General features: G+C 61.7%; 12 protein-coding genes. 10 read left to right on the plus strand and 2 right to left on the minus strand.

Features of this window, described 5'->3' with window-relative positions; translation table 11 throughout:
• Positions 1-227 precede the first annotated feature (227 nt).
• The 7 genes from AC4FAH_RS06425 (at position 228) to thiO (ending at position 8,160) form a co-directional block, all read left to right on the plus strand.
• A complete protein-coding gene (locus AC4FAH_RS06425; protein ID WP_215824657.1) occupies positions 228-773 on the plus strand; it encodes a GspH/FimT family pseudopilin in 546 nt (181 codons plus the stop codon).
• Positions 757-1,263, plus strand: coding sequence for a hypothetical protein (locus tag AC4FAH_RS06430; protein ID WP_131432817.1), 507 nt, complete (start codon positions 757-759; stop codon positions 1,261-1,263). The genes AC4FAH_RS06425 and AC4FAH_RS06430 overlap by 17 nt, the downstream gene beginning before the upstream one ends.
• Positions 1,263-2,264, plus strand: a complete 1,002-nt coding sequence (locus AC4FAH_RS06435; protein WP_225347386.1) for a PilW family protein — start codon at positions 1,263-1,265, stop codon at positions 2,262-2,264. Before AC4FAH_RS06430 ends, AC4FAH_RS06435 begins: the two co-directional genes overlap by 1 nt.
• On the plus strand, positions 2,261-2,800 hold the full coding sequence (locus tag AC4FAH_RS06440) for a pilus assembly PilX family protein (RefSeq protein ID WP_225347385.1): 540 nt from the start codon (positions 2,261-2,263) through the stop codon (positions 2,798-2,800). Before AC4FAH_RS06435 ends, AC4FAH_RS06440 begins: the two co-directional genes overlap by 4 nt.
• A gap of 13 nt (positions 2,801-2,813) precedes the next feature.
• Entirely contained in the window at positions 2,814-6,224 is a 3,411-nt protein-coding gene (locus AC4FAH_RS06445) for a pilus assembly protein (RefSeq protein WP_225347384.1), read from the plus strand.
• A gap of 183 nt (positions 6,225-6,407) precedes the next feature.
• Positions 6,408-6,863: a type IV pilin protein gene (locus tag AC4FAH_RS06450; protein WP_153636655.1), complete on the plus strand. Its 456-nt coding sequence runs from the start codon at positions 6,408-6,410 to the stop codon at positions 6,861-6,863.
• A 151-nt stretch (positions 6,864-7,014) separates the two neighbouring features.
• A complete protein-coding gene (gene thiO, locus AC4FAH_RS06455) occupies positions 7,015-8,160 on the plus strand; it encodes a glycine oxidase ThiO (RefSeq protein WP_490245782.1) in 1,146 nt (381 codons plus the stop codon).
• Between the two features lie 49 nt (positions 8,161-8,209).
• Here the strand turns inward: thiO and AC4FAH_RS06460 are convergent, their stop codons facing one another.
• Entirely contained in the window at positions 8,210-8,473 is a 264-nt protein-coding gene (locus AC4FAH_RS06460; RefSeq protein WP_043337174.1) for a PP0621 family protein, read from the minus strand.
• 180 nt (positions 8,474-8,653) lie between these two features.
• On the opposite strand from AC4FAH_RS06460, the gene AC4FAH_RS06465 reads away from it, so the two are divergent.
• The gene (locus AC4FAH_RS06465; RefSeq protein ID WP_490245783.1) at positions 8,654-10,288 is read left to right on the plus strand and encodes an NAD+ synthase; all 1,635 of its coding nucleotides are present in this window, start codon (positions 8,654-8,656) and stop codon (positions 10,286-10,288) included.
• 126 nt (positions 10,289-10,414) lie between these two features.
• Here AC4FAH_RS06465 and AC4FAH_RS06470 read toward each other — a convergent pair whose 3' ends face one another.
• Positions 10,415-11,218 carry an outer membrane protein assembly factor BamD gene (locus tag AC4FAH_RS06470; RefSeq protein ID WP_054556941.1) on the minus strand — a complete coding sequence of 268 codons (804 nt, stop codon included), beginning with the start codon at positions 11,216-11,218 and terminating at the stop codon, positions 10,415-10,417.
• A gap of 94 nt (positions 11,219-11,312) precedes the next feature.
• On the opposite strand from AC4FAH_RS06470, the gene rluD reads away from it, so the two are divergent.
• Positions 11,313-12,266, plus strand: a complete 954-nt coding sequence (gene rluD / locus AC4FAH_RS06475) for a 23S rRNA pseudouridine(1911/1915/1917) synthase RluD (protein ID WP_054556942.1) — start codon at positions 11,313-11,315, stop codon at positions 12,264-12,266.
• 39 nt (positions 12,267-12,305) lie between these two features.
• Positions 12,306-12,475, plus strand: a 170-nt coding sequence (locus AC4FAH_RS06480) for a laccase domain-containing protein (RefSeq protein WP_490245786.1), incomplete at its 3' end; no start/stop codon positions are given.

The following is a 12,475-nucleotide window of genomic DNA, read 5'->3' on the forward strand; positions in this document are numbered from 1 at the left end:
TGCATGGCAAGCGCCTGAAGCCTCGATCTACGATGATCGGGGCTTTTTTTGTCTGGTGGATGAGGTTCAGTCGAGAAATATGGAATAACGGTGATTATGGGGAGTTTTCGGAATGATGGGTAATTTTGTGTAACATAATGATTCCATCTGTGGTTCATAGACGTTAAATTGCCCAATTTCACGCCCTGCAGGGTGCTTTGGCCTGCGTGGCTTTCAGGGGTAAGACGATGCAGCTTTTTCCTGCACTTCGGCATGGATGTCAGCAGGGCCGCCAGCAAGGCTTCACGTTGATTGAGCTGATGATCACGCTGGCCATTCTCGTGATCACGATCACGATTGCCGTCCCCGCCTGGCAGGGGGTGGTCGCGCGCAACGCCGTCACCGGCACGGCCGAGACGCTCGTGTCTTCCATCAACTATGCGCGTAGCGAGGCGGTGGCCAGCGGCAACGACATCACGCTCTGCCCCCTGAATGCGCAGGGTGACGCCTGCATGAATTCCACCAGCTGGAGCAATGGCTGGGCGGTGGTGCAGGGCAGTCAGGCCGAGGCACGGGCGTCGCTGGGCGATGACCTGTTGCGCGTGTTTGATGCCGCCATCACCGTGCAGGCGGGTGTTGCCGGCGTGACTTTCGATGATCAGGGCGCGACCTCTGATTCCACCTGGTTGTTGATCTGCGATCAGTCGGGCGGGCAGGGCCATCGCCAGCTTGAATTGACTCCCATCGGACGAGTATTGACGGAGACTTATGGCAGCGATGACCAGAGTTGCTGAGCTTGGCGTGTCCCGTGCAAGCGGTAGCCAGCAAGGTACCAGCCTGCTGGAGGCGTTGATCGCTCTGCTGTTGATGGGGCTGACATTGCTGGGGTTCGGGCTCATGCAGATGGAAAGTCTGCAGGCCAACAACGAGAGTTACGCGCGTACCGAAGCCCGTATTCTCCTGGTCAGCATGGCAGAGCGCATTCAAGCCAATCCCGATGGCGTGGATGACTACGATGGGCTTTCCACTGCCGGGGCAGGAAATCCGGGCGGTTGCCCCTGCAGTGTTGCCGAGCTTGCGGCCCGTGATGTGGCGGTGTGGGCGGACAGGCTTGAGGACAGCAGTCTGAACGCGCCGGTCGGGTCCATCGCCAGCAGCGGCAGTGACCTTCTCACCCTGACTCTCGGCTGGAGCGGTGCCGCGCAGCTCGGGCAGAACGAAGACAGCATGGACGCCGATGCTCAGGCGTTGAGCGAGACCCTACAGATACGAGTGGTGCCCTGATGTCGTCGAAAGCCTCCCTCTCGCTGCGAGCCTTCGCGTCGCGCTCGCCTCGGGCGCCGCGCTCGATTCCCTCACGGCGTGCCCAGCAGGGCGTCGGCCTGGTCGAATTGATGCTGGCGCTGGTGCTGGGACTGTTCATTTCCGCCATGGCGCTGGAATACTTTCTGGCCTCGCGCTCGACCCTCAACACCACGTCTGCCGTGTCTTACCTGCAGGAGTCTGCACGCCACGTCACACGCCGCCTGCAGCCATTGGTGCGCAATGCCGGCTTTTCCGGCTGTGCGTCGGTGAGCAGTGTCAGTGATGGCACCGGGAGCCATGCGCTGTCCGATTCTCCTCTGACGGCCGAGTCCGACACGGTGGCGGGGATCACCTACGACCGTCTGGCCTTGCAGGTACCGGCGCTGGGAACGCAGCGCGGTTGGCAGCTCGGGGCGAGCGTCGCCCAGGGCGATACCTCGCTGACCCTGGAGGACTACACCTCCGGCACGTTGGAGACGGATAGCGTCGTGCTGATCAGCGACTGTGAGAGCGGCGACATCGCACGCCTCTCGGGCGATGGCAACAACTCGCTCGATCTGTCGAGCGCCGTCGAGCACGGCTATGGCGGCACCATACAGACCCAGGCATATGTCTATCCGCTGCAGCGTTGGTACCTGTTGCTGTCACAGGCCGATGACGACTCCCCCGTTCGGCTCTGCCTGAACGGCGAGGATGTCGATGGCGACCCGGCAGCAGGCTGTGGCGAAGAAGTGGCGCGATACGTCGAAGCGTTGGACCTGACCTTCGATACGGCCTCCGGCAGCGGTAGCGCGAGTCGCTTTGCCGTGGAGCGCAGCGTGGCGGAAGTGGAAGCCGCGAACGACTGGAGCAGCGTCAGACGGATCCACATCAGCCTGACCCTCAAGACGCCGCCGACGATCAACGTCGAGGGTGAGGGGAACGGTGAGTTGCAACGCACCTTCGATATCACCCTGAGCCCGAGGAATATCGGTCTATGAACCAGGCAAGTTCTTCCAGGCCGCCACGCCAGCAAGGCATGGCATTGCTGGTCGTGCTGATCATGCTGATCGTGGTGGGCGTGATGGCGGTGACAGGCAATGAAGATACCCAGTTGCAGACCCGCATGTTGATGAATACCCAGTTCTACGACAACGCCTACGCGGAGGCCGAGAGCCTTCAGCAACAGGCTGAGAGTCGTCTGCTCGAGGGGGAGCTGACCCTGGATGATTTCGGTGGGGACGGCTTCTATGACGTCACGGCGGGGGAGGACCTGGACTTCGATCCTCTGCAGGCAGACGCCTGGGAGGGGGAAGGTGTCTTGAGTGGTGATGCGGCTGACAACGGCAACTATGTCATCGAGTATCTCGGAGAGACGACGGAAGGCGTTCTGAATGACGATAACCTGAGCAGCAGTCAGTTGTTGAATGCCTTCCGCATCACGGCCGCCGGTTGGAGTCTTGAGAGCGCAGGTGACCCTGATAGCAAGAAGCGTGCACTGGCAGTGGTGCAAAGCGAAATCATGATGGCCGATTGAAGGGAATCTATCGATGAAATCGAAGCACTCACCCCGCTGCAGCGGCTTGCGTCGTATTCACCTGCCGGTCTTGCTGTCAGGTGGACTGCTGGTCTCCTTGCCCGTGCTGGCAGACAGCGACACACTACTTCAGTTGCCCACCACCCAGAGTGTCGGCGTTACGCCCAATGTTCTGCTGGTGCTGGATGACTCGGGCTCGATGACCTGGGAAGACACCTTTGATGGTGGTAGCTCCTATCAGGGCTACAACATGCTTTACAAGAAGCGACAGGTATGTGAGAAGGTCGAGAAAAAATATAGTAATGGATGGAAGTGGTCCTGTGAATATGTCTTCAAGCCGCAAGATCTTTCCAACAAATACTTCTGTGCTGACTCCAATAGCCAAGCCTATGACCCGGATCAGATCTATCAGCCCTGGAAGTCTGGAAATGGGGATGAACGTTATGATGACATGGACCCGGCAGCGGCGTGGATTGATTTCAATGAAGGCGATGATGAAGACAATCTGGTTGACCTGACGGACCCGGATCTCGAGTTTCGTTATTACACTGGCAGCAATTGCAGTGACAGCAGCGAAGTGCAGGTTTCGGATCTCAGTCCGGATGAGCAGGTCAACTATGCCAACTGGTTCACTTATTATCGCAGTCGCTTGAATGTCGGCAAGGCTGCCGGTCTCGAGCTGCTTTCCGATATTGAGTACCGCACTGGGTTCATCACCATCAACCCCGGCTCAGAGACGGCAACCAAGGTAAAGGTCGATGATATTCTGGATTCGATCATAGAATATGTCACCAATGTACTGGGCAATCTGGTATCAGTCGTCACAACAAGTGACAGTGGCAACGATCATCTTGATGAGATCAAGGATGCCATCGTCAAAACGGAAATCAGCTCAAGCAACACCTATGTGTCGACGCCCTTGCGTGAGGCACTCTATCGCGCTGGTGAATATTACAGTGACAATTACTCCAGCCTGGGTTCCACGCCGATTCTTTCCGAAGATGAAGGCGGTATGTGTCAGCAGAACTTCACTGTTTTGATCACCGATGGTTTCTGGAACTCCGAAAACTCTTCCGCCTCCAATAATATTGAAAGCAAGATCGGCGATGCCAATGGTGACGGACGAACCTGGCGGGAAAGTTATAACTACAGTTATGGCGGTGATGCCACGCTGGCGGATGTCGCTTATTATTATGCTCATAATGATCTCTTGCCGAAGCTTGGAAGCGGGACCTATGAAAAGCAGGTGATGACGACCTATACGGTGGCGTTCGGGGTCGAGTCGACCAGTGACGACTGGGATGACAAGGATCGCGTCATCGAGAGCAGCTCCAGCACCATCGATGATCTGGAGCAGGCGGCGATCGATGGCGGGGGCTCCTACTTCAATGCCTCCAGTCCGACGGACCTCGTCTCGGCCCTGGCGGCGATCGCCTCCGAGATCGTCGCGGTGGGCAACAGTGTCAGTGGCCTCTCCACCAACCTGACCACGGCCAGTGTCGAGACGGATAGCCAACTGATCGAGAGCCGCTATTCCGCCTCGACCTGGACGGGTGATGTGGTGGCCTCGTCGGTACAGGAGGGCAAGGACGTCGAGGATGACGACCAGGTCTGGAGTGCTGCCACCCAGTTGAGTGAGGCATTGGCGGATGAGGATGGTGTTGAGTCGCGTACGGTCTTCACCATGTCCGGCGGCAACGGAGTCGAGTTCACGACCGACAATGCGGGCCGTCTGAGCTCCAGCCAGCGCAATGATCTCGCGCGCATGGAGGTCGGTGGCAACTCCACCGATGACCATGTGGAGGCGGCGATCGAATGGTTGCGGGGCAGCGATGAATACGAAGGTGATGGCCTGCGCAATCGCACTGGCGTCCAGCTGGGCGACATCATCGGCTCGTCGCCTGTCGTCGTGACTCAAGAAGACTCGACGACAGAGGGCAGTGTCTTTGTCGGGGCCAACGACGGCATGCTGCATGCCTTCGACCTCAAGACCGGCAACGAGCAGTTCGCCTATATTCCGGAACTGCTCTACAGCGAAGAGGACGACGCAGGGCTGGGGTATCTGACGGACCCGGGCTATCAGCATCGCTACTATGTCGACGGTGAACTGCGTCTGGCCAGCCTGAATGGTGAGGAGTGGCTGGTATCCGGTCTCGCTGGCGGTGGACGCGGCCTGTTCGCGCTCAATGTCACCAAGGCCGTGGCAGGCGAAGACTTCGATGAAGATGATGTGGTGCGCTGGGAATTCGGTGCCAGTGACGATGATGACATGGGGCATGTCTACGGCAGCGCGCATATCGTCACCCTCAACAACGGCGACAGCGCGGTGCTGGTCGGCAACGGGCTGGAAACGGCCGATGAGAACGCCGCGCCGACGTTGTTCGCATTGGAGCTTGATGGAGTCAATGCCGGCGGCGTGATCGCCAAGCTGTCCCCCAGCGGAGTGACCGGCGGATTGGCAAACCTGCAGGTCGCGGACCTCGACAGCAATGGCACCGTCGATTTCGCCTATGGCGGAGACCTGCAGGGGCGACTGTGGAAGTTTGACCTCAGTGACGACGACAGCAGCAAGTGGAATGTCACGCGCCTGTTCACGGCCTGTGCTACCAGCCTGACCGGCGGGGAGTGCCAGACGGACGCGCTGCAGCCGATCACCGTCAAGCCGACACTCAGTCGCTACTCCGGCGAGACGCACACCATGACCTCGCCCAATCTGCTGGTGTCCTTCGGGACCGGCCAGGACATGTACGCCGACGCCGAAGATGAAGCCTGGGTCACGCAGAGCCTCTACACCGTGCTGGATACCGGCGGCAGTCATACCAGCCTGACGCGCAGTGACCTTGAGGCACGCAACTTCGTCAGCGGCAGCTACACCAACGGCGAGCTGACAGGCCGGACCCTTGGCGGCGACAGCTTTGCCTACTATCCCAGCCAGCTCGAGGATCAAGACACGGATCGCTTCGGCTGGTATCTGGATCTGGATACCTCCGAGCAGGAAGAGCTGGTCGAGCCGGCCAATCTGCTCTCCAATCTGGTGGTCTTCTCCACCAGCACGTCCAGTACCGGAACCAACTTCTGTGAAAGTACCGGCGGTGGCTGGCTGGTCGCGCTGGACACCGAGACAGGTCTGCCGACCTACGACGATAGCGAAGGCAGCTACGTGACCATCTTCGATTTCAATCAGGATGAGGCCTTCAGCGCTGATGACCTGGTCGGTACCCTCGTTGATGACACCGTCGCCGTCGGCAATGTCATCGTCAGCGTCAAGTTGAGCGGTACACCGACATCCAGTGTCAGTGTCGGTGATACGGTCTACGTGGGCACCAGTTCGCTGGGCAGCGAGGAGGGTGGTGTCTCGTCCTATGATCTCAACGTGTCCAGCTCGACGGACACCGGCCGTGTCTCCTGGTATCAGCTGCGCTGAGCCCGTCTCGATATGAGGCAAGGATGACACGCTGCGCCGCCACGCCTTCCCCGGAGTGGCGGCGCCTTGCCTTTCATCAGGGCTTACTTCCTTCAGGCAGGTTTGCCTTGAGCCTTTTAACCGAGTCTTGCGCCCTGGTCTTTCACTCAAGCCCTTCATTCACGTTCTTCAAGGAAGCACTTCATGGCCAGTCTTCTCTCTTCCCGTTCGCGCCTCTCTCGGCGCCGGTACGCCTCAGGCTTCACGCTGACGGAGATCATGATCGTGATCGTCATCGTCGGCATTCTCGCGGCGATCGCCTACCCGAGCTATCAGGACCAGGTAATTCGCTCGCGTCGTGCCGATGGGCAGGCGGCGCTGATGTCATTGGCCCAGGCCCAGGAGCGCTACATGGCGCGTTGCGGCGGCTACGCGACCAGCATCGCCGGCGACAGTGATTGTGATGAGGAAGGACTGGGGCGTGCCACCGAGTCGCCGGAAGGCTATTACACCCTGAGCCTGGAGGATGGCGCCACGACCACGCGCTTCACGCTCATCGCGACCGCGGTGGCGCCTCAAAGCGCCGATGCCGACTGCCCCGCGCTGACCCTCACCAATACCGGTGTCCGCGATACGACCGGCGACGGCGATTGCTGGTAGCCGTGAAGCGCTCGGCTCTGCACGATGCTGGAGACTCTGCTCAATGCTGGAGGCTCTGCGCAATGCTGGATTGCACGCGGCTCGCTTGCACCGCCTTGCGGGCGGCGTATTCTTGATCCCTTTCTCGGGCTGATGGCAGGAGCGAACAGGCGTGAATGACTTTGTGGTGGTAGGCGGTGGCGTGATCGGCATGCTGACCGCGCTGGAGCTGGCGGATGGCGGTACCGAGGTCACGCTGGTCGAGCGAGGCCAGTGTGGGCGTGAGGCGTCATGGGCGGGCGGCGGTATCGTCTCGCCGTTGTATCCGTGGCGTTATAGCGCGCCGATCTCACGCCTGTCTGCCTGGTCGGAAGGCTTCTACCCCACGCTGGCCGAGCGCCTGATCGAGACCACCGGCATCGACCCCGAATATCGCCAGCAGGGCCTGCTGTACCTGAATGTCGAGGACGCCGAGCAGGCACTGGCCTGGTCCCGGGAATATACCAAGCCGCTGACGCGCGTGGACGCCGACTTCGTCTATGACAAGGCTCCGGCGGTCGCGCCCGGTTGCGAGTCGGCGTTGTGGATGCCGACGCTGGGCAGCATCCGCAATCCGCGTCTGGGCAAGTCACTGCGCGCCGCGCTCGACGCTCACCCGCGCGTGCGGCTGCTGGAGAATGTCGCGGTGCAGGGCATTCTGCTGCAGGACGACACCGCCATCGGCGTACAGACCGCCAATTCGGTGCTGTCTGCCGGGCAGGTCGTGGTCTGCGGTGGTGCCTGGAGTCGAGAGATTCTGAGTGAGGCGGGGCTTGCGCTGCCGGTACGGCCGGTACGCGGCCAGATGGTGCTGTTCAAGGCACCCAAGGGGCTGGTGGAGCGCGTGGTGCTCAAGAATGGACGCTACGTGATACCGCGGGGCGATGGCCGTATCGTGGCCGGCTCGACGCTGGAGGAGGTCGGCTTCGACAAGGCGACCACCGCCGAGGCACGCGAGTCACTGATCAAGAGCGCCTGCGAGATCATCCCCGCGCTGGCGGAGTGTGAGGTCGAGCACCACTGGGCGGGACTGCGCCCCGGTTCGCCGACCGGCACGCCCTTCATTGGTGCCGTGCCTGAACGCCGCCACCTGCACGTCAATGCCGGCCATTACCGCAATGGGCTGGTACTGGCGCCGGCCTCGACCCGCCTGTTGGCGGATCAATTGCTCGGGCGTACGCCGATCATCGACCCCGCCCCCTACCAGCCCGAGGCCCTGCTGGCCGAGATCGCTGCGCTGGATACGTCGTCAAATGCCGGTGAGACCCGCTGGGCCTGAGGGATTGGTTGCCGTCTTTCGCCATCGAGCATCTCGTCTCGGTGGCGAATCATTTGCGCGGTCCTTCGTCGAGGAAGTGCTGCTGGTGTTCCTGGCAGCAGAAGTGCAGCGCCTCATGGCGGATGGCGTCATTTTCCGGCAGATGCAGGTCGCAGTAGGCGCAGCGCACCATGTTCTGCGCCTCGCGTTCGGCGGGGCTGTCGTTGCCGTAGTCGTCCTGGCTCAGCTTCCATTGGCGATACATGCGGTAAAGGCGCAGGCCGGCCCAGAACAGGGCGACGAAAACCAGCAGACGGATGATCAACAGGCTCATTCCTATATGACTCCCAGATGAGGCGGCGCGCGTGGCTTTTGCCAGCGGCGCGACCTTGCGGGACAATGGCGGCCAACATGATGACAGGTGGGCCGGTGCACGGCTCAGTGATCTGAGCCAGATGTCTGGCCACAGTGTACTGGCCCCTTATCGAACCGCCAATCGAGAGATCCTTACCGCATGCAAGATCTGACTCTGGTGATGGCCCAGCTCGACCCGCTGGTCGGTGATATTCCCGGCAACACTGCGCGTGCCATCGAATCGGTGCGTGAAGCGAGTCTTGAGCACAAGGCCGATGTCGTAGTGCTGCCCGAGTTGTGTCTGACCGGCTACCCGCCGGAAGACCTGCTGCTACGCGAGTCCATGGAATCCCGCCTCGAGGAGGCGCGCGCCCAGATGGCGAAGAAGGTCGCGCCGGGCGTGATGGTCATCGTCGGCTACCCCGGCATGCGTGACGGCAAGCGTTACAACCTGGCCGGCGTGCTCAAGGATGGTGAGTGGATCGCCGAATATGCCAAGCAGGCCTTGCCCAACTATCAGGTCTTCGATGAGCAGCGCTATTTCACGCCGGGCAGCGAGCCGTGTGTGGTCGAGTGCCGTGGTGCCCGCCTGGGCATCGTCATCTGCGAAGACCTGTGGGACGGCGTGCCGATCCGTCAGGCGCGCGATGCCGGTGCCGAGATTCTCGTCAGCCTCAACGCCTCGCCCTACCACCTGGAGAAGCCGGCCGAGCGCAATCAGCTGTTCGCCGAGCGGGCAGCCGAGGTCAATTGCCCGCTGGTCTACGTCAATCAGATCGGCGGTCAGGATGAGCTGGTCTTCGACGGGGGCTCTGCCGCCATCGATGCCGACGGCAAGACCTGCGTGCAGGCGCCGTGGTGGGATGTCGGCCTGATGCCGGTGCAGTTCCTCAAGGCAGAGGGTGGCAACTGGGTGCCGCAGAGTGGCGAGATCGCCGAGCTGCTGTCGCCGGAGGAGTCACTCTACTGTGCGCTGGTCACCGGGCTGCGTGACTACGTCAACAAGAGCGGCTTCAAGGGTGTGGTGCTGGGGCTTTCCGGGGGCATCGATTCCGGCCTGTCGCTGGCCATCGCCGTCGATGCGCTGGGCGCGGACCGCGTGCACGCCGTGATGATGCCGTATCACTACACCGCGGACATCTCCAAGGAAGACGCCGCCGAGCAAGCCAGGCTGCTGGGCGTGAATTACGAGGTGATGCCCATCGCGCCGATGGTCGAGGCCTTCACCGAGACCCTGGCGGAGAGCTTCGCCGGCAGCGAGCGCGACACCACCGAGGAGAACCTGCAGTCGCGGTGCCGTGGTGTGCTGCTGATGGCCATCTCCAACAAGAAGGGCCTGATGGTGCTGACCACCGGCAACAAGAGCGAGATGGCGGTGGGTTACGCCACGCTCTACGGCGACATGGTCGGCGGCTACAACGCGCTCAAGGATGTCTACAAGAGCTGGGTGTTCCGTCTCGCCAACTGGCGCAACACCATGGGCCCGGCGATTCCGGAGCGCGTCATCACGCGCCCGCCGTCCGCCGAGCTCGCCGAAGACCAGCTCGACAGCGATTCGCTGCCGGACTACGACACCCTGGATGCGATTCTCACCCACTATATCGAGGGTGACATGAGCGCCGAGGCGATCATCCGCTCAGGCTTCGAGGAAGAGGATGTCTATCGCGTGGTGCGTCTGGTCGACCGTACCGAGTACAAGCGCCGTCAGGCACCGGTAGGCGTGCGCGTCACGCCGCGCGGCTTCGGGCGGGACCGCCGCTATCCGATCGTCAATGGCTGGGTGGCCGGCGAATGACGGATTGCGGATTCTTTGCGCAAGACGCTGAAAGCGCCTGAATCCGACGATTCTGGCCATGCTGGCAGCACGAAAAAGCCCGTGATCGATGATCACGGGCTTTTCGATGGTGACGCCTGCCGGTCGTCAGACCGTCAGGTCGTCAGCCTTCACGTAACGCGGCTCGAAGGTACGACCATCCAGACGTTCGTTGTCCGGATCATTCTGGATCAGCACCTTGAGCGTCTCGCTGGCACGGTCACGCAGACCGAGGCCCAGATAGCCCTCGACCATCACGGCCAGCGCATCGCGGGTGGCAGGAGTGTTAGGGTAGTGCTCAATGACCCACTCACCCCGCTTCACGGCAGCCAGATAGGCCTGCTTGCGCAGGTAGAAATCGGCTGTCTGCAGCTCGCCGCGCGCCAGTACGTTGCGCAGATAGATGATGCGCTGACGGGAATCTGCCGCGTAGGTGCTGTTGGGGAAGCGACGTACCAGCTCACCGAAGTCGACGTAGGCATCGCGTGTCGCGCCCAGGTCACGCTTGGAAATATCGATCAGATCGAGGGATTCCAGGCTGAAACGACCCGCGCTGTACGCTGCCAGTCCACGCATGTAGTAGGCATAATCGACCTGCGGGTGATCGGGGTGCAGGCGAATGAAACGGCTGGCCGCGGCGCGTGCCGCCTCCCAGTTGTCGACCTGGTAATAGGCGTAGATCAGCTCCAGCTGCGACTGTTCGGCGTAGCTGCCGAACGGGAAGCGAGTATCCAGGGCTTCAAGTTGTTGCACAGCGGAGTTGAAGCGGCTGGTATCCAAGGAAACCTGGGCCTGACGATACAGGTCCTGCTCCTGAAGATCCGGTGCCGGCTCGTTGGACGCACAGCCAGCCAGCAAGGTGCTGGCCAGGGCGAGGGCAGTCAAGGGAAGGGCGCGCATCGGTTTCCTCATCTCGGGCAATCCATGGCGGGCATGCTAGAATCCGCCGATCCGCACTCACTATAAAGCAAAGGCCCTTTCGTGCGAAACGGCCTCAGAGAGCAATATGGCAGACACCATCAACCGCGAAGAGCGGATCCCGGAGGCGATGATTGGCATGCGCCTTGATCAGGCCTGCGCCGAGATCTTCTCCGACTATTCCCGCGAGCGTCTCAAGCACTGGATCAAGACCGGTGCGCTGACCCTCGACGGTGCCGCCGTCAAACCCCGCGAGAAGGTCTATGGCGGTGAACGTCTGGCCCTGACCGCCGAGCTTGAAGAAGAAGTCAGCCACGAGCCGGAAGATATCGAGCTCGAGATCGTCTATGAAGACGACGACGTGCTGGTCATCAACAAGGAGCACGGCATGGTCGTGCACCCGGGCGCGGGTAACCACGATGGCACGCTGCTCAACGCCATCCTGCATCATTGTCCGGGCAATTCCATGATGCCGCGTGCCGGCATCGTGCACCGTCTCGACAAGGACACCAGCGGGCTGATGGTGGTGGCCAAGTCATTGACCGCCCAGGCGGACCTGGTCGAGCAGCTGCAGGCCCGTACCGTGTCGCGCGAGTACGATGCCGTCGTCACGGGCGTGCTGACCTCCGGTGCCACCGTGGATGCGCCCATCGGGCGTCACCCCAAGGACCGCAAGCGTCAGGCCGTCACTCACAGTGGCAAGCCGGCGGTCACCCACTTCCGCGTAGTGGAGCGCTTCCGGGGGCACACCCATATCCGCTGCAAGCTGGAAACCGGGCGTACCCACCAGATTCGCGTGCACATGGCGCACCAGCGCTATCCGCTGGTCGGAGACCCGGTCTACGGCGGGCGTCTGAAGCTGCCGCCGGGGGCCAGTGACCCGCTCAAGGAGCTGCTGCGTCAGTTCCCGCGTCAGGCACTGCATGCCCGTCGTCTCGCCTTCATCCACCCGATCACGGGCAAGGAAGTCGAATTCCGCGCCGAGATGCCGGGCGACATGCTGGTGTTGATCGACTATCTCAAGGAAGACATCGCTCGCTGAGGCGGCAGGCTCGCGCGACACGCCGCACAAGGAGAGGTTATGCACGACGAGAGTCTACGCCCGACGCTGATACTGCCGGACTGGCCCGCGCCGAGCCCGGTGCAGGCCTTCGTGACCACGCGTGAGAGCGGCCCCAGCCAGGGGCCGTATGCCGGCTTCAATCCGGCGCTGCATGTCGGCGATGACCCGGCGATGGTGGCGCAGGTGCG

The sequence above is a fragment of the Cobetia sp. genome (assembly GCF_983723665.1).